Annotated in this window: 18 protein-coding genes; 8 read left to right on the forward strand and 10 right to left on the reverse strand. The window is 73.6% G+C overall.

Annotated features, from left to right (window positions below; translation table 11 throughout):
• Positions 1-41: 41 nt before the first annotated feature.
• Entirely contained in the window at positions 42-1,379 is a 1,338-nt protein-coding gene (locus tag ACQPZO_RS06205; RefSeq protein WP_433347852.1) for a sensor histidine kinase, read from the forward strand.
• Complete coding sequence (locus ACQPZO_RS06210; RefSeq protein WP_433350831.1) at positions 1,358-2,092, forward strand: response regulator; 735 nt, start codon at positions 1,358-1,360, stop codon at positions 2,090-2,092. The genes ACQPZO_RS06205 and ACQPZO_RS06210 overlap by 22 nt, the downstream gene beginning before the upstream one ends.
• Positions 2,093-2,696: 604 nt before the next feature.
• Here ACQPZO_RS06210 and ACQPZO_RS06215 read toward each other — a convergent pair.
• The 6 genes from ACQPZO_RS06215 to ACQPZO_RS06240 all read right to left on the reverse strand — a co-directional run bounded on the left by ACQPZO_RS06215 (position 2,697) and on the right by ACQPZO_RS06240 (position 6,186).
• Positions 2,697-2,831, reverse strand: coding sequence for a hypothetical protein (locus ACQPZO_RS06215; RefSeq protein ID WP_433347854.1), 135 nt, complete (start codon positions 2,829-2,831; stop codon positions 2,697-2,699).
• A 41-nt stretch (positions 2,832-2,872) separates the two neighbouring features.
• Positions 2,873-3,187, reverse strand: a complete 315-nt coding sequence (locus ACQPZO_RS06220) for a hypothetical protein (protein WP_433347856.1) — start codon at positions 3,185-3,187, stop codon at positions 2,873-2,875.
• A 20-nt stretch (positions 3,188-3,207) separates the two neighbouring features.
• Positions 3,208-4,365: a hypothetical protein gene (locus tag ACQPZO_RS06225; RefSeq protein WP_433347858.1), complete on the reverse strand. Its 1,158-nt coding sequence runs from the start codon at positions 4,363-4,365 to the stop codon at positions 3,208-3,210.
• Positions 4,366-4,444: 79 nt separating this feature from the next.
• Entirely contained in the window at positions 4,445-4,786 is a 342-nt protein-coding gene (locus tag ACQPZO_RS06230; protein WP_433347860.1) for a type VII secretion target, read from the reverse strand.
• Positions 4,783-5,199, reverse strand: a complete 417-nt coding sequence (locus ACQPZO_RS06235) for a YbaB/EbfC family nucleoid-associated protein (RefSeq protein WP_433347862.1) — start codon at positions 5,197-5,199, stop codon at positions 4,783-4,785. Before ACQPZO_RS06235 ends, ACQPZO_RS06230 begins: the two co-directional genes overlap by 4 nt.
• 198 nt (positions 5,200-5,397) lie before the next feature.
• Positions 5,398-6,186 (reverse strand): D-Ala-D-Ala carboxypeptidase family metallohydrolase, encoded by a 789-nt coding sequence (locus ACQPZO_RS06240; RefSeq protein ID WP_433347864.1) that lies wholly within the window; start codon positions 6,184-6,186, stop codon positions 5,398-5,400.
• Between the two features lie 317 nt (positions 6,187-6,503).
• On the opposite strand from ACQPZO_RS06240, the gene ACQPZO_RS06245 reads away from it, so the two are divergent.
• Positions 6,504-7,166 carry a DUF6642 family protein gene (locus ACQPZO_RS06245; RefSeq protein ID WP_433347866.1) on the forward strand — a complete coding sequence of 221 codons (663 nt, stop codon included), beginning with the start codon at positions 6,504-6,506 and terminating at the stop codon, positions 7,164-7,166.
• Between the two features lie 68 nt (positions 7,167-7,234).
• Here the strand turns inward: ACQPZO_RS06245 and ACQPZO_RS06250 are convergent, their stop codons facing one another.
• Both ACQPZO_RS06250 and ACQPZO_RS06255 read right to left on the reverse strand, forming a co-directional pair.
• Positions 7,235-7,876 (reverse strand): NAD(P)-dependent oxidoreductase, encoded by a 642-nt coding sequence (locus ACQPZO_RS06250; protein WP_433347868.1) that lies wholly within the window; start codon positions 7,874-7,876, stop codon positions 7,235-7,237.
• Between the two features lie 125 nt (positions 7,877-8,001).
• Positions 8,002-9,234 (reverse strand): serine hydrolase domain-containing protein, encoded by a 1,233-nt coding sequence (locus ACQPZO_RS06255; RefSeq protein ID WP_433347870.1) that lies wholly within the window; start codon positions 9,232-9,234, stop codon positions 8,002-8,004.
• A 65-nt stretch (positions 9,235-9,299) separates the two neighbouring features.
• Between ACQPZO_RS06255 and ACQPZO_RS06260 the strand changes: the two genes are divergently transcribed.
• Positions 9,300-9,893, forward strand: a complete 594-nt coding sequence (locus ACQPZO_RS06260; protein ID WP_433347872.1) for a pentapeptide repeat-containing protein — start codon at positions 9,300-9,302, stop codon at positions 9,891-9,893.
• A gap of 163 nt (positions 9,894-10,056) precedes the next feature.
• Positions 10,057-10,386: a hypothetical protein gene (locus ACQPZO_RS06265; RefSeq protein WP_433347874.1), complete on the forward strand. Its 330-nt coding sequence runs from the start codon at positions 10,057-10,059 to the stop codon at positions 10,384-10,386.
• Between the two features lie 101 nt (positions 10,387-10,487).
• Here ACQPZO_RS06265 and dacB read toward each other — a convergent pair whose 3' ends face one another.
• On the reverse strand, positions 10,488-12,071 hold the full coding sequence (gene dacB / locus ACQPZO_RS06270; protein ID WP_433347876.1) for a D-alanyl-D-alanine carboxypeptidase/D-alanyl-D-alanine endopeptidase: 1,584 nt from the start codon (positions 12,069-12,071) through the stop codon (positions 10,488-10,490).
• Positions 12,072-12,465: 394 nt separating this feature from the next.
• Here dacB and ACQPZO_RS06275 point away from each other — a divergent pair, with 394 nt between their 5' ends.
• Complete coding sequence (locus tag ACQPZO_RS06275) at positions 12,466-12,747, forward strand: HesB/IscA family protein (protein ID WP_387016834.1); 282 nt, start codon at positions 12,466-12,468, stop codon at positions 12,745-12,747.
• A 59-nt stretch (positions 12,748-12,806) separates the two neighbouring features.
• Here ACQPZO_RS06275 and ACQPZO_RS06280 read toward each other — a convergent pair whose 3' ends face one another.
• A complete protein-coding gene (locus ACQPZO_RS06280; RefSeq protein WP_433347878.1) occupies positions 12,807-13,970 on the reverse strand; it encodes a beta family protein in 1,164 nt (387 codons plus the stop codon).
• Between the two features lie 86 nt (positions 13,971-14,056).
• Here ACQPZO_RS06280 and ACQPZO_RS06285 point away from each other — a divergent pair, with 86 nt between their 5' ends.
• A complete protein-coding gene (locus ACQPZO_RS06285; protein ID WP_433347880.1) occupies positions 14,057-14,950 on the forward strand; it encodes a sulfotransferase domain-containing protein in 894 nt (297 codons plus the stop codon).
• Positions 14,951-15,300: 350 nt separating this feature from the next.
• Positions 15,301-15,702 (forward strand): hypothetical protein, encoded by a 402-nt coding sequence (locus tag ACQPZO_RS06290; protein WP_433347882.1) that lies wholly within the window; start codon positions 15,301-15,303, stop codon positions 15,700-15,702.
• The last annotated feature ends 295 nt before the right edge of the window (positions 15,703-15,997 follow it).

The following is a 15,997-nucleotide window of genomic DNA, read 5'->3' on the forward strand; positions in this document are numbered from 1 at the left end:
GGTAGCTGTCGGCGGGGCCCCGGCCTTCCTAGCATGGGGTGGTGACCAGCGCCGTCGTACCGGATCATCCCTGGCTGCTGCCGGGTGCCCTCGCCGACGTGGCGTCGTCCGGGGCGCGACCCCGACGGACCACCCGCGACTGGCTGGTGGACGCCCTCCTCTTCCTGTTCGCCCTCGGCTGGGCCGTCGCCGCCGCCTGGGACGCCGGCCAGCCCGACCCGGAGCTGGCCGGGCGGCTGCCGTACGAGTGGTTGCAAAGCCTCGACACCGTGCTCGGGCTGCTGGCCTGCGCGGCGCTGTGGTTCCGCCGCCGCTGGCCCCTCGGCCTGGCGGTGGCCACCCTGCCGCTCGGGCTGTTCTCGGCGACCGCCGCGGTGGCCCTCGTGGTCGTCATGTTCACGGTCGTGGTGCACCGCCCGCTGTCGCAGGCCGCGCTGGTGTTCGGCGGCTGCGCGCTGACCAGCGTCAGCTACGCGATGCTCCGCCCCGACCCGGCGATCGGATGGCGGGGCGAGCTGGCCTGGGCGGGCATCTTCACCGGCTCGGTGCTCGCCTGGGGGATGTTCGTCCGGGCCCGGCGGCAGCTCATTCTGTCCCTGCGGGATCGGGCCGACCGGGCCGAGGCGGAGCAGCAGCTCCGGGTGGCGCAGGCCCGGCAGCTGGAGCGCACCCGGATCGCCCGGGAGATGCACGACGTGCTGGCGCATCGGATCTCGCTGCTCAGCCTGCACGCCGGGGCGCTCGAGTTCCGGCCGGACGCGCCGCCGCAGGAGGTCGCCCGGGCGGCCGGCGTGATCCGGGAGAGCGCCCACGCCGCCCTCCAGGACCTGCGCGAGGTCATCGGCGTCCTCCGCGCCGAAGACCCGCCCCCACCCGGGCCGGCGTCGTCGGGCCAGGTGCCTACCGGGTCGGCTCGCTCCGGCTCCGCCCCCACCCCGGCGGCCCGGTCGGCGCCGGAGCCGGCCGCGGTGGAACGGCCGCAGCCGACCCTGGCCGACGTACCCGGGCTGGTCGCGGAGTCCCGGGCCGCCGGCATGCGGGTGGAGGTGGTCGACACCGTCGAGGCGGCCGGGACCGCACCCGCCGCGCTCGGGCGCGGCGCGTACCGGATCGTCCAGGAGGGGCTGACCAACGCCCGCAAGCACGCGCCGGGCGCGGCCGTCACCGTCCGGCTGTCCGGGGCACCCGGCGAGGGGCTGACCGTCGACGTCCGCAACCGCTGGCCGGTGGGGACCGGGTCGTCGCCCGTCATCCCCGGCACCGGCACCGGCCTGGTCGGCGTCGCCGAACGGGTCAGCCTGGCCGGCGGGCGTCTGGAACACGGGCGGGACGGTTCCGGCGACTTCCGGCTGACCGCCTGGCTACCCTGGCCGGCATGACCGGCAGGGAATACGACGACGACGGCGGCCCCGGACAGGGAGGCCCGGGGGAGCCCGTGCGGGTGCTGATCGTCGACGACGACGCCCTGGTCCGGGCCGGCCTGTCGATGATCCTCGGCGGCGTGCCCGACCTCCGGGTGGTCGGCGAGGCCGCCGACGGCGACCAGGTGCCGGCCGCCGTCGCCGCCTGCGCGCCCGACGTGGTGCTGATGGACATCCGGATGCCCCGGGTGGACGGGCTCGCCGCCACCGAGGCGCTGCGCGCCCAGCCCCGCCCGCCCGAGGTCCTCGTCCTGACCACCTTCGACGCCGACGACCAGGTGCTGCGGGCGCTGCGCGCCGGGGCGGCCGGGTTCCTGCTCAAGGACACCCCGCCCGCCGAGATCGTCCGGGCGGTGCGCCGGGTCGCAGCCGGGGAGGCCACCCTCTCACCGACGGTCACTCGGCAACTGATCCGGCACGTCACCGCGTTCGGGCCGGCCGGCTTCGACCCCCGCCGCGAACGGGCGCTGCGGTTGCTGGCCGGGCTCAGCGAGCGGGAACGGGAGGTCGCGGTCGCCCTCGGTCAGGGCCGGACCAACGCCGAGATCTCCGTCGAGCTGTTCATGAGCGTGGCGACGGTCAAGGCCTACGTCTCGCGCCTGCTCACCAAGCTCGACCTGAACAACCGCGTCCAGGTCGCCATCCTGGTGCACGACGCCGGCCTGGCCTGATCCCACCACCGCCCCGCCCCCGCGCTTCCTCGTGGGCCGCCCCTTGATCGTCTACTGGTCACCGGCGCGACACGCCGGGCGGGACGCCGGTACGCGACAGACGATCTCCACGGCTGACCAATCGAGCACCGCCGGCGTCGGCAGCACCCTGGGCGGGATCGGCAGGGTTGGAGGCGGTGACCAGCGCGGCGCGATGGGGCTCCCGTGCGGCGGGACGGGTTGGCCGGTCGCGCGGTGACCACTGGCCGGAGGCCGAGATTCCGGCCAGGGCCCCGGTCTCACCGGCCCTCAGTTATGTCTCCTCTCCCCGTACCTGCCCCGGGAGGTAGGCCCCGTACACCGGGCAGCCGGGCGGCGGCCTGACGAATCCCCCCCACCCGGTCGGGGACCTGCCCTTCAGCCCCTTTGGAGCTGCCCCGTCCACGCTCCCACTCCACCGACAGCACAAACGGGGCAGCTCCAAAGGGACCAACGCAGGGCAGGTCGACCCGGCAGGGGCCGATGGGGTCGGCAGCGCGCGCATCCCATGGGGCCTGCCAAGCCGGAGACCCTGATGACTTTGCCGGGGCCCTGGCTGGGGCCCTGGTGCGTGGAGTTTTCGGCATCATGAAGTCGACGCCGGGAACATGGACGGCCGACCGGTCATTTCCTCGACGAAGACCGAAAGCCCGATCAGTTCCTCGCCGTCGAAGAGCGATCCCCAGGCGACGAGGCCCGATCGTGAGGGAAGGTCGAACATTCCGTCGACCCGGAACCTGTGATGTGGCACGGGGGATGCCGTCAGAGCACTGCCGACTCGACATCCTCGTCGTCGGAGCCCGCATCCGGTGCGATGATTCTGAAGTTCGGCACCCGACGACGTTTTTCGGGTGCGAGCGGCGTCACTCCGGCCGGGACCCGAGTTCGGTGCAGGAAAATTCCGGTCATGCAGGTATCGCACCAGACGAGGGCGGTGCCGGACCCACTGCTGCTTCCGGTGAACGCCAGACGCACCTCACCGTCTCCGTTTGTGGGGCAGACGACGCGCTTGCGGGCTGGGAGTGCCTGGTACAGCTCTTCAAACGCGTCCATCCACGCTTCCCAGAGCGTCAACATGACTCCCTCCAAGGCAAGGCCTACTGATTCGCGGGATGGTTGTCCCACCATCGCCGCTCATGCTCCCGTGCGGGCTCCTCCCAGGGCTCAGTGTCCTCCGCTCTGGCTGGGTAGGGCAGCCCGTCCCGGATCTGCTGCACGTGGAAGCGTTCGTGTTCAAGGGTGCGGGCGAGTTCTTCTTCGCTGCGAAAGGCGGCGCGGTTCAGATACACCGTGCCGTCCGGGCCGGTGATTCCGGCGACTCCGTCACGGCTCTTGTTGATCACCACCTTGACCCCTTGCATGTCGATGCCGTACTTGTCGACCACGGCACGAACGTTGCTCATGTTCATCAGCAGTTTTTGGCCGCTCTTGGCGATACCGCTGTCACGTCGGAGTAGCCCGTCTTCTGGCGTGGTGGGGTCGTGGCGGGCGAGGTGGCGGAGTTGGGCTTCCAGCCGTTCCAGGACGCCGTCCAGCCGGCGCAGGATCGGGGCGACCCGACGGAGGCTGCCGATCAGCCCCGTGAGCAGCCGGGCGATCTTCGCGGCCCACCTCGCGGCCAGCGTGGACACCTGCGCGACCACCCAGGGTGTGCCCACGCCGAGCGTGCCGCCGGCGATGGCGAGCCATTCCCACAGCCGTACGGCGAGCACCGAGACGAAGTCGGCGATCAGATCCCGGACGAGTTCCCGTACCAGGGCGACCACCAGCCCGGTCCCGGTGGTGACGATGGCCATCGCCTCGGCGCCGGCACCCATGGTGGAAAGCGCCTCGCGGTGCCGCCCGGCGTGGGTCCGGTACGCCGTGCCGGCCTCGCCCCACCAGCCGGCCAGTTCGGAGGCGACAGCCGTGTCCAGGTCGGCGGCCGAGGAGCGCAGCGCCGCCGTGATGTTGGACCAGGTGGCGGCGTACGCGGTGAGTTGGTCGGGGTCGCCGGCCAGCCAGTCGAGCGCGTCGGAGAGCGGTTTGAGATGCTCGATGAGCCAGGCCACGCCCCAGGAGACGAGCTGACCCAGCGGGTCGACGACGACGGCGAGGGTGTCCAGGCCGGCGGCGAAGCCGCCGATCGTCCCGTCGATCCAGGAGCCGCTGCGGAACGCCTCGACCAGCAGGTCGACGTCCTCGGCCAGGCCGATGCCCGACCAGCCGGTGGTGCTGTCCACCCGCCCGGCGACCAGCGGGTTCGGCGCGCTCACCCGAGCCGCCCCGCCGTCGGATGGCGGGCCCCGACGGCGGCCCCGGCGGGCGGAACGACAAGCCGGGCCGGGGGCACGGTCACCGGGGCGGGCTGAGGCGTTCGGCGGCGCGCTGGTCGCCGTCCCAGTACCGGGAGGCCGCCGCGCGTACCCCGTGGGCGGTCTCGTCCAGCGCGTCGTGCGACTCGCGGAGCACCCGCTCGGCCAGGTCGTGCAGCGGCTTCAGCATCGCCGGGAAGGCCGCGCACAGCTGCCCGTACGCCTGGCCACCGAGCCGGATGCCACCGGCCGCGCCGATCGCCTGCCGGACCGTCGCGCCGATCCGGTCAAGGTTGGCCGCGTGCGCGGTCAGCGCCTCGGGGGTGACCTCCAGGGCCGTCGGACTGCCCGTGCCGCCGGCCGGGGCGCGGTCACCGGTCACGGCTCGACCCCGGGACGCCGCCGGCCGGGAGGGTCGTCGGGCGGTGGGGCGGGGAAGCGGCGGTCGTACCCGTCGAGGACGGCCCGACCGGTCTCGGTGTCGGCGCCGACGGTGTCGGCGACCGCTTCGGCGACCCGGCCGGTCAGGGCGGCCTGCGCCCGGCGCAGCGCGGTCATGATCTCGCGTTCGAGCCGGGCCGCCGGCCAACCGGTGAGCCGGTCGTCGAGGTGCAGCGCGACCAGGCCGCCGGAGCTGTCGACCCGTGCCTCGACCAGCCCGCCGGCGGCCCCGGCGCTGCCGGTGAGCCCGGCGACACGCGCGGCGAGCCGCTGCGCCCGCTCGGCGCGCTCGGAGATCGAGGCCGACCAGTCGGCCACCCACCGCTCGGCGTCGTCCAGGTCCCGACCGAACACCGCCGCCTCCCGTCGTCCGGAGCCGACCCAGACTAGCGGCGTTCACCGCCCGGCGCGGCCCCGCGCTGCGGCCCGGGTGCGCCGCGCCGGCTGCGGCCGGCTGATCGGTACCGTGCCCGCCCGGTACGCCGACGCGCCGGCCCGGCCGCGGGGCAGTCCTCGCGGTCGGGTCGGCGGATCCCGCCTGGCGGCCCCCGGTCAGTCGCCGCTGGTGCCGATCCCGCAGTTCGGCGCGGACCAGACGGTCGTGTTCGACGTCTGGTCGCTGTTGTTCTCCCGGCGGGAGTCCACGTGGACGTGGTCGTCGTGGTCCGGGTACCCGGGGCCGTAGATGCCGCTGAAGCCGTGGTCGCGGGCCGCGCGGGCGGCGTCGCACAACGACGAGTCGCGGGGGACGAGGTCGGCGGCGGTGCCGTAGAGGTGCTGGCTGTCCGCTGCCCCACCGACCTGCTTGTTGCACTCCTTGCTGCGGAAGCCGCTGGTGACGAGCATCGGCTTGTCCCCGAGGTCGCGCCGCAGCGCCTCCAGCTTCCACATGGTGCGCAGCGCGTTGGCCTTCGTCTTCGTCGCCGACAGCGGACCCCCGCTCCAGCCGCCCCGGCCACAGCCGCCGTCCAACTCCTTGTAGCTGAAGTGACGCGGGGTGCAGTCGTTGTCCTGGAGCGCGTACAGCTTGGCGTACGTCTGCGGCCCGGCGACCCCGTCGGCCTTCAGCCCGTACGCCGACTGGAAGCGCTTGACCGCGGCGGCGGTCTTCGGGCCGTACCGGCCGTCGTTCTCCACGATGTCCCGGGTGCCGGCCCACCCGGCGACCCGGATCTGGAGTTGGCGGACGTCGTCGCCGGAGCGCCCCTGGTACAGGTTTCGTTTCCAGGTGTAGCAGCCGTCGGCGTGGGCCGCCGGGGCGGCCACCACCGTGGCGATCGCGACGCCCGGCAACGCCAGGGCGAACGCGACCACGGCCCGCTTCAAGGTTTCGGCACGCACGGAAGTCCTCCCGTAAGGAGAGCGAGTGGGGTGAGCCGGGTCCGTCGACCGGGACGTCCCGTCCGTTCCACCCTCGCATCGTGGGGGCCTTTCGGAGGCGAATAACCGGAATTGTTCTCGCTTTACCCGTGGTTGGGGATCTGCCGGGGAAAGGGGGGTGAAATGGGGACACCCCATTGCGTCTCGCTGATGCACGGAGGGGCCGAAACGGTACGCGGGGCGCGGCGTGACGGAAACGTGATTCGGATCCGACGGAGGGTGACTGTCGGGGCGCGAGCGGCCGGCGGTAACGTCACCGGGGGCTGGGGGAGGTGGCTGTGGCACGTGGTGGCGTCTTCTGTGTCGAGGGACAGTGGCATCGCGACCTCAACGAGCGCGGATCGGTCCTGCCGACCCTGGAGCTGCTCGAACGGCTCGGCAAGATCCGGTTCATCCACAAGGACGCGGCCACCCGGGACGAGCTCTTCTACTTCCTCGACCGCTGGCTGCTCAAGCAGTACGCCGACTACCGGGTGGGCTTCTTCGCCATGCACGGCGAGCCGAGCCGGCTCTGCCTCACCGACTGGGACTCCGTCGACCTCGCCGACGTGGCCGAGCGGATGGCCGGCCGGTGCGAGGGCCGGCGGCTCTACTTCGGCAGCTGCTCGGTGCTGCGGGCGTCCGACGCCGCGCTGCGCGACTTCCTCGACGCCACCGGCGCCGCGTTGATCTGCGGCTTCACCCGCGAGGTCGACTGGGTGGAGTCGGCCGCGTTCGAGACCGTGCTGCTCGACGTGCTCGCCAACGGGCACCGGCACAACGCCGCCGAGCTGCGGATGGGCTCCGCACACTGGGCGCCCCTGGCGGCGTACCTGGGCTTCCGGGTGATCTACGCCAACGGCCGGGCGTGGCGGCCAACCGTGCGACCCCGGGTGCCGGCCCAGCCCACGGGGCGGACGGCAGCCCGGTCCCGCTCGGCGGGCACCGGTAGAAACGACTGACGGCACGGCACGCGGCATCGCGAGCAGCACCCGCCGGCTCGGGACCCTGCGGCTCAGTATCCGGCGGCTCAGTATCCGGCGGTGAAGCGCATGTTCTCGAAGCGCGGGTGCTCGATCTCGTCCACGACGGCGACGGCCAGGTCCTCGTAGCTCAGCACCGCGCGGCCCCGCTCGTCGGTGACCGGCTCGTCCGTGCCGGTCCGGTAGTGGCCCGTGCGCTCGCCGGGGTGGAACTCCAGCGGCGGTGGGGAGATGTACGTCCAGGTCATCCCGTCGGCCGAAGACCGGTACCAGGCCAGCGCGTCGGCCTGGCCCAGCGCGGAGTCCCGGTACTCCTCGGGGAAGTCCGGCTCCTCAACGAACGGGACGCCCCTCGGGCTGAGCAGGGTCGCCCCGCCGCCGACGTGGATCACCCGGGGCGGGTTCGGCAGGTCCCGCAGCACCGTGATCAGGTTCTCCGCCGCGTCCCGCCACAGCGCACGCTCCCCGCCGCCGACCGCCACCACGATCGCGTCCGCGCCCGGAGCCAGCTCCCGTACGCTGCGCGCCGAGGTGGCGTCACCGGTGACCAGGTCGACCCCGGCCGGCAGGTAGCTGACCGCCTCCGGCCGGCGCACCGCCGCGGTCACCCGGTGGCCCCGGTTCACCGCCTCGGCGGTGATCCGCGAACCCGCCGTGCCGCCGGCCCCGAACACCACGATGTCGCTCATCGCCTGACCGCCTCCCGCGCCGCACCCGTCGTCGTCCGTCCCCAGGCTAGGGAGCCGAGACGCCCCGGCGGTGCCGTTCCGGCGATCCCGGTCGGGAAGGCCGCGACCGGCGGGGCCGACCGGGCTCAGTCGACGAGGGCGGAGTAGACGAGCTGACGCAGCTGCGTTCGCAACGGGTAGGTGCTCGACGGCAGGAGCTGGGTGAACAGCAGCGCGGTGACCTCCTCCACCGGGTCCACCCAGAACGCGGTGCTGGCCATCCCGCCCCAGTAGTACTCGCCGACGCTGCTCGGCACCCGGGCCGGGACCGGATCCTGCACCACGGCGAAGCCGAGGCCGAACCCGACGCCCTCCAGCACCGTCTCGGCGAACCCGGACGGGGAGAACGAGGCCAGGTCCCGACCGCCGGGCAGGTGGTTGCGGGTCATGAAGCGCACCGTGCGGGGCCCGAGCAGGCGCACGCCGTCCAGCTCGCCGCCGCGCAGCAGCATTTGGGTGAAGCGGTGGTAGTCGGCGGCCGTCGAGACCAGCCCGCCGCCGCCGGACAGCCACGTCGGCTCGGTCAGGGCGGCTCGGCCGATCGAGTCGGCCCTGAACACCTGGCCGGTCGCCGGGTTCGGGGCGTACAGGGCGGCCAGCCGCTTGGCGTCCGGCTCGTCGACCCACCAGCGGGTGTCGGTCATGCCCAGCGGGCGTAGGATCCGGTCGGCGAGGAACTGGTCCAGCCGCCGGCCGGAGACGACCTCGACGAGCCGGCCGAGCACGTCGCTGGAGACCCCGTAGTTCCAGCTGCTGCCCGGCTGGAAGAGCAGCGGCAGCCGGGCCAGCGTCCGCGTGGCGGCGGTCAGGTCGGCCCCGGCGGGCACGCTGAGGTCGAAGCCGGCGGCCCGGTACAGGCCGTCGACCACCGAGACCTGGGCGAAGCCGTACGTCAGCCCGGCGGTGTGCGTGAGCAGGTGCCAGATCCGGATCGGCTCGACCGTCGGCACCGTGTGCGGGCTGGTCACCGGGCCCCTGTCGTAGACCCGGGCGTCGGCGAACTCCGGCAGCCAGCGGCTGATCGGGTCGGTCAGCTCGAACCGGCCCTCCTCCCACAGCATCATCGCCGCGACCGAGGTGATCGGCTTGGTCATCGAGTAGATGCGCCAGAGGGTGTCCGGCTCGACCGGGGCGCCCGCCTCCCGGTCCCGCAGGCCGTAGGTCGAGGAGTGGGCGATCTCGCCCCGGCGGGTGACGACGATCTGCCAGCCGGCGAGCCGCCCCTCGTCGACGTACCTGCCGAAGTGTTCGTCGATCCGCGCCAGCCGGGCGGGATCGAAGCCGAGCCGGTCGGGGTCGGTGCTGCGCGCCACACTCACCCGCCGAACCTACTAGCCGTTACGGGCCGTGCGGAAGATGCCGGCTTGCCCAGTAGGCTGACCAGGTGTTGGAGCCGACCGAGGACGTCACCTTCCGCCACGACGACTGGTACGGCGAGGAGCTGGTCGACCGGCACTTCGTGCGCTGCGAGTTCTTCCACGTGGACCTGACCGAGGTAATCAGCCGGGGTGCCGTCTTCACCGGCTGCACCTTCGGCAACGTGGCGTTCAACGCCTCCCGGCACACCGACTCGGCCTTCACCCGCTGCGTCTTCAAAAGGTGCAACTTCTTCGACGCCGAGTTCACCGGCTGCAAGCTGGTCGGCAGCAGCTTCGAGGAGTGCGACCTGCGTCCGCTGCGAATCGACGGCGGGGACTGGTCGTTCGTGGCCCTGCCGGGGGCCGACCTGCGCGGGGCGCGCCTGACCGACGTGCGGATGCGCGAGGTGGACCTGACCGGCGCCGACCTGACCGGCGCCACGGTCACCGGCGTCGACCTGTCCGGGGCCCAGCTGCACGGCTCCCGGCTCTCCCGCGCCGACCTGCGCGGCAGCGACCTGTCCGCGCTCGACCCGACCGTGGTGGAGCGGGCCGACGCGCTGATCGACGTCGATCAGGCGCTGGTGCTGGCCCGGGCGCTCGGCTTCCGGCTCGGCTGACCCCGGCCGGTTCTGAGCCGCCCCGGCGTCCCGGCAGCCGGGCCGCCGCCGGCCGGTCGGGGCGGAGAGGCCCCCGGGGGACAGTTTGTCCGTCGCGCCGCCGCGGAGCGGCCGTACGTTTTCTGCTGTCCCGGTCCGTCCATCCACTGTGGAGGCTTCACCGATGAGCAGCACCGCCACCCGTACCGTCCGTCCCGCGGCTCCCCTCGGCGACGAGGAGTCGGGGGAGACGCTCCGGGAGATCCCGCTGCCGCCGTACATCACGGGGGAGGACGCCCAGTTCGCGGTGCGGGCGGTGGTGGTGCACGCGCCCCGGCGCTGGTCGGGCGGGACGGTCTGCCGCAACGACGCGAGCCCGCACCCGTGCCGGCTGCACCGCTGGGGCCGGCGGGTGCTCACGCTGCGCGGTCTTCGGTCCGCCGAGATCGACGCGCTGATCGAGCGGGGCGACCCCACCGTGACGGTCCGCCCGCCCGACCGCCCCGGTGCCTGAGGATGCGGCGGGCCCGCGTCCCGTCCCGGCGGGCCCGCCGCCACGTCCCGTGGCCTGCGACCCGGGCCCCTTCCTCCGCACCCGGAAGGGGACCGGGTCGGTCAACAGGCGATCGGCTTCACCCAGGAGCACTCCCGGCCCTCGGGGGTCCGCGGCGTGTCGGGCGCAGCAGGCGGCGCCGGCCGCGACGCCCCCGGATCCCGTTCGCTGTACGACGCCAGCGCGATCGCGATCTGGTCCTCCAGCCCCTTGACCGACGAGGCGAGGTAGTTGTTCAGCACGATGGAGAAGGCCAGCAGGTGCCCGTCGGCGTCGGTGACGTAGCCGGAGAGGCCGGACGCGCCGGTCAGGCTGCCGGTCTTGGCGTGCACGTTGTCCGCCGCAGCAGTGCCGCGCATTCGGCTGCGCAGGGTGCCGCCCACGAAACGGTCGGCGTTGCCGGCGACCGGCAGCGCGGCGTACCAGGCGTCGAACCACGGCTCGGCGCGGACCGTGGCGAGCAGGGCGGCGAACTGGGCCGGCGGGATCATGTTCCGCCGGGACAGCCCGGAGCCGTCCCGCTGGCGCAGCGTCCCGGTGTCCATCCCGGTGTCGGCGACGTACTCGCTGATCGCGGTGAGCCCGGCCGGCCAGGTCCCGGAGCCGGTGAGGATGCGGCCGATCTCCTTGGTCAGCACCTCGGCGTGACCGTTGTTGGAAAGCTTGAGGAACGGCACCATCAGTTCGGCCAGGGCCATCGAGTCGTGCCTGGCGATCGGGGTGGCGTCGGCCGGGGTGGCCCGCCCGGGCACCGTCCGGCCGAGCACCCTGACGCCGTGCCGGCGCAGGGCGGCGCGGAACACGTCGGCGGCGTACCCGGTCGGCTCCCAGACGGTCACCCACTCGCTGGCCGGGTCCGCGCCCACGGCGATCTGGCCGGTGACGACGACGGTGTTGCTCCCGTGCGCGCGCTCGAAGGAGAGGGTGGTCTCCCCGGTGGACACGGTCTCGGCGCGGTTGTCGATCCGCAGGTACCCGTTCGGCGGGGTCATGGTGACCGCCGGCTTCCCCCCGGCCGTGGTGGCCGGGGCGGCGTGCACGATCGCGGTGCCCGCGTCGTAGTCCGTGTCCGGCGCGACGGTCAGCGCCGAGACCTGCGCGGCGTAGTAGTAGGGCTCGTCGTCCCAGGTCCAGTCCGAGCCCAGCCGGGTGTCGTCGTAGCGGGTGTCGTCGGCGACCAGGTCCCCGGTCACCACCCGGATGCCGGCTGCGGCGACCTGGGTGGCCAGTTCGTCGTAGTCGGTGGCGAGCATGGTGGGGTCGCCGCCGCCGCGTAGGTAGAGATTCCCGGAGACCAGCCCGCTCCGCCGCCGCCCGTCCGCGCTCACCGTGGTGCTGAACCGGTGGCCCGGGCCGAGCAGCGCCAGCGCCGCCGTCGAGGTCAACAGCTTGGTGTTGGAGGCCGGGACCAGCCGACGGTCACCGTTGCGGTCGTAGCGGGTCTCGCCCGTCGCGGTGTCCACCACGACCACCCCGGCCTGCGCGCCGGCGAGCCGGGAGTCGGCCAGGATCGCGTCGATGGTCGCGGTGAGCCGCGTCCGCGCCGGGGTGGGCGCCTCGGCGGTCGCGGTGGGGGCGCCGGCCGTGGCCGCGACGGCGACCAACGCCGCCAGCGCGAGCGCCCGGGGGAAGAGACGACGATGCATGCGCTGATGCTGCCATGCAGCTTTCTGCCGGGAAACCCCATCAGGTGAAGGTTATTGCCAAACCGGGGAGGTCAGGGGTTCGCGCCGCGCCGTCCGAGAACACCAGCAGCAGGGTGCCGAGGAACTCGGCCGCATACCACCTAGCGTCGTCCATGGGCCCAGCCTAGGGAGTGTCGGGGCAGCTGGGAGGCGGTTTTGCTGTGCGGGATCGGTCGAGCGCGGTCTATTTGACGGATGCCTCGTCAGGAGGCAACGTAGGCAGGGAGGGGCATGCGACCTGCCCCGTTTCGTACGGCGACGGGCCTTTCGTCGCCCAGCTCCCCCGCGTGCTCGTCCGCGGGCTGAGCCCGGCCTGTGCCGATCCGCGACCGGAAGAACCCACGAGGAGCCCACCATGCTGACCATGACCGACAACGCCGTGCTCGTGATCCGCGACCTCGCCGCCCAGGAGGATGTCTCCCCGGACGGCGGCCTGCGCATCGCCGCCGACGCCGACGCCGGCTCGCTCACCATCGAGCTGGTGCCCGAGCCGGCGCAGGGCGACCAGGTGGTGGACACCGAGGGGGCCCGGATCTTCCTCGACTCCGACGCCGCCGAGCTGCTCAGCGACACCTCGGTCGACGCCAGCGTCGACGACGAGGGAATCGTCCAGTTCGGCTTCACCGACAAGGAGTAGTCGCTCCGGCTTCACCCGCGAGGGAGGGGCCGCCACCCGCGAGGAAGGGCCGTCGCGACTCAGTCGGCCCGTCCGGCCTCGCCGCCCCGGTGCGGTCGGCCGGGGCGGCCACGCTCCGGGCCGCCGCGCCACCCGCCGGTCCGGCGCTCGCCACCCGACCACGCGCGGTCCTCCCCGCCGGGCCGCGTCCCGGGTCGCCGGTCGTCCGCCGGCCGCGCCCCCTCCGGTCGGCTGAGGTCGAACAGCACCCGTGCCAGGTGGTGCGAGGTGCTCCAGGCCGCCCAGTTCGTCGTCGACCCGGCCCCGGCCATGCCCCGGGACCGGCGCAGGATCTCGTGGTCGCCCCAGGAGAAGCCGGCCCCGCCCGCCGGCCAGTGTGGTGCCGACACCAGCGTCCGGCACAGGTCCGCCACCCGCTCGTCGCCCCGGCCGCCGCGCCGCGACCAGCGGTACACCCACCACGCCCCGTCGGTCGTGTAGCGGACGGTGGGCAGCCGGTCCCCGGCGACGTCCGCCCCGGGCACCGCGCAGTCGACCCCGTAGTCGCCGTACCCGACGCCGAGGTCGGCCAGCCGCCGCCAGAGCAGCCAGTCCCAGCGGTCCAGGCGTACCGGCTCGTCGGTGGGGAGCCGGGACAACGTCGGCGGCACCCCGCCGGCCGCCACGGTCACCGCCTGCCAGGCGTGCCGCCGCGCCCAGTCCACCAGCCGGCGAACCCGAGGCTCCGCCGACCGGACGTCGGCGGGGCAGCAGACGTCCCCGGCGTCCACGAGGAGTTCGCACTGTTCCGGGGCCAGCCGGGTGAGCCGCCAGATCCGCTCCACCGCGGCCGTCGTCGCGTCCGGGCCCGACCGGTCGAGGCCGGCCCGTAGCCGCACCACCAGCCGGTCGGCGTACGCCCGGGCCGCCAGGCCGTGCGCCGTCAGCCGTGCGTCGCTCTCCGTGAGCCCTGCCACCGGGACCAGCGGTACGCCCCAGCGGACCAGTTCGCCGCCCGCCCCGTCGGGCAGCGCGGTCACGTCGACCGCCGGCAGCAGCCCCGGCGGCAGCCGGGTGAGGCTGTCCGGAAGGGATTGGTCCATCGTGGACACGTCGAGCACCGGGGCGAGCAGGGCGGCCGTGACGCCGTCGAGGTGCCGGAGCGCCTCCAGCGTGCTCCGTCGACCGGTGAGGACGGGGCGGTAGACCGGCTCCGCCGCCCGATCCCTGTGCGCGGGCACCATAGTTCAATGTAGCGACACATCGGCGCTCGTCACAGGGCTTCCGGCAAATGCGGGCGCGCGGGCGCGTCGGTCGCTACCATCCTCGGGTGCCCGGCGCCCCCATTCGCTATCGCTCGTCCGAGGAAGACAGTGCCCGGTGGCGTGGTTTCCCCTTTCGCGACGGCGACATCGTCATCAGCACCCGGTCCAAGAACGGCACCACCTGGATGCAGATGATCTGCGCCCTGCTGGTGTTCGGCACACCCGAGCTGCCGGCGCCGCTGCCGGAGCTGTCGCCCTGGCTGGACTGGCTGGTCGAGCCCCGCGACGAGGTGTACGCCCGGCTCGCCGCCCAGCCGCACCGCCGGTTCGTCAAGACCCACACCCCGCTCGACGGGATCCCGCTGGACGACCGGGCGCACTACGTCGTGGTGGCCCGGCACCCGCTGGACATGGCGGTCTCCCTCTGGCACCAGAGCGGCAACCTCGACCGGGAGCGGCTGGCCGAGCTGACCGGCCAGCCGGCGCCGCAGGGACCGTCCGCCCCGCGTACCCCGTTGGTGGAGGCGCTGGGGCGCTGGGTGGACCGGGAGGCCGACCCGCGCGAGGAGATGGACTCCCTCCAGGGGGTGATGTGGCATCTCGGCGATGCCTGGGCCCGCCGGGACCGGCCCAACGTGACTCTGGTGCACTACGACGACCTGGTGGCCGACCTGGACGGGCAGATGCGCGCGCTGGCCGGCCGGTTCGGCATCGAGGTGCCCGCGCCGCGCTGGCCTGAGCTGGTCGAGGCCGCCACCTTCGACCGGATGTGCCAACGGGCCGACCGGCTCGTTCCCGACCCGGCGGGCGTGCTGAAGGACCGGTCGGCCTTCTTCCGGCGCGGTCGCTCCGGGCAGGGCCGGGAGCTGCTCGACGAGGCGACGCTGGCCCGGTACCGGGCCCGGACCGCCGTCCTCGCCCCGCCGGACCTGCTCGCCTGGCTGCACCGCGACGGCTGACCAGCCCCGGTGGCGGTCGACGACGGGGCCGTACCCGCCGGTCCGCGCCGTCGCTCCGCCAGCGGGCCCGCCGGCCGTTCCGCGCCGCCGGAGCGGCCCGCCTGGTCGTCCGCCCCGGCCGGGGCGGTCAGGACGCCTCGACTAATCCGCAGCTCAGCGGCGTGATCACATAGCTGAGAGTCCATGATTGGACAGCTCCTGCGCTGGCCCTGGATGGGCGGCAGCGATTAGCGTTTGCCTCATAAAGGGTATTGATCAGATTGAACCGGCAAGTGGCATCTGATCGGTATTTATCTCCCTTTCACCCCTCTAGCTCGCCGCCCCTAGCAGGCGGCAGTCAAGGAGCCACCATGTCCACCGCCGCCAAGCAGCCCGCCGATCAGCCCGTCGCGAGCGCCAGCGACCGCACCGAGGCCAGCGCGCAACTCGTTCCCGCGACCTTCGCCGGGATGCCACCCACCGCGCAGCTCTTCTGGGCGGTGATCGAGTCCACCGGGGTGCTGGTCCGCGGCTTCGGGGCCGCCTCCGCCGCCCGGCTCGGCGTCGGCATCTACCAGGTCGTCTTCGCCCACGACGTGTCCCAGTCGGCGTTCGTCGGGACGATCGGCCTGACCGGCAGCATCGGCAACTCGCCCAGCGGCGAGATCGCGGTGGTCGGCCGCGCCGGCGTGCCCAACGGGGTCTTCGTCCAGACCTTCACCTCGGCAGGGGTGCCCGCGGACCGGTCGTTCCACCTGACCGTCGCGTCCTGACCCCGCGAAATCCGGTCCCCGTCACGTCCGGTGGCGGGGACCGGTCGGGTGTCGAGCCCGGACACGGGCGCACGGCGCCGCCGCGACCCGGGGGTCGTAACGTCGCCGCGCTCCGGCCGTCTCCCACCACCGCAGCCGTACGGCGGTACGCCGGCGGGGACCTGGCTCGACCGGCCCGGTTGCGCCGGCTGATGCTCTCGATGCCCGGTCCGGGCGGGCCCAAACCCCGGATCAGTGAGGATTTCCATCATCTGCCGTTCCCGGCGTGACGGGGGCCGCCACCGGGTATGTGCCC

Source organism: Micromonospora sp. CA-111912, from assembly GCF_050948415.1.
Lineage (GTDB): Bacteria > Actinomycetota > Actinomycetes > Mycobacteriales > Micromonosporaceae > Micromonospora.

What these genes read in the sequence shown, in the direction of transcription:
- ACQPZO_RS06290 (WP_433347882.1), top strand. Translation starts at nt 15,301, where the DNA reads ATGTCCACCGCCGCCAAGCAGCCCGCCGATCAGCCCGTCGCGAGCGCC.
- ACQPZO_RS06220 (WP_433347856.1), bottom strand. Translation starts at nt 3,187, where the DNA reads ATGTTGACGCTCTGGGAAGCGTGGATGGACGCGTTTGAAGAGCTGTAC.
- ACQPZO_RS06280 (WP_433347878.1), bottom strand. Translation starts at nt 13,970, where the DNA reads ATGGTGCCCGCGCACAGGGATCGGGCGGCGGAGCCGGTCTACCGCCCC.
- ACQPZO_RS06215 (WP_433347854.1), bottom strand. Translation starts at nt 2,831, where the DNA reads ATGTTCGACCTTCCCTCACGATCGGGCCTCGTCGCCTGGGGATCGCTC.
- ACQPZO_RS06275 (WP_387016834.1), top strand. Translation starts at nt 12,466, where the DNA reads ATGCTGACCATGACCGACAACGCCGTGCTCGTGATCCGCGACCTCGCC.
- ACQPZO_RS06265 (WP_433347874.1), top strand. Translation starts at nt 10,057, where the DNA reads ATGAGCAGCACCGCCACCCGTACCGTCCGTCCCGCGGCTCCCCTCGGC.
- dacB (WP_433347876.1), bottom strand. Translation starts at nt 12,071, where the DNA reads ATGCATCGTCGTCTCTTCCCCCGGGCGCTCGCGCTGGCGGCGTTGGTC.
- ACQPZO_RS06250 (WP_433347868.1), bottom strand. Translation starts at nt 7,876, where the DNA reads ATGAGCGACATCGTGGTGTTCGGGGCCGGCGGCACGGCGGGTTCGCGG.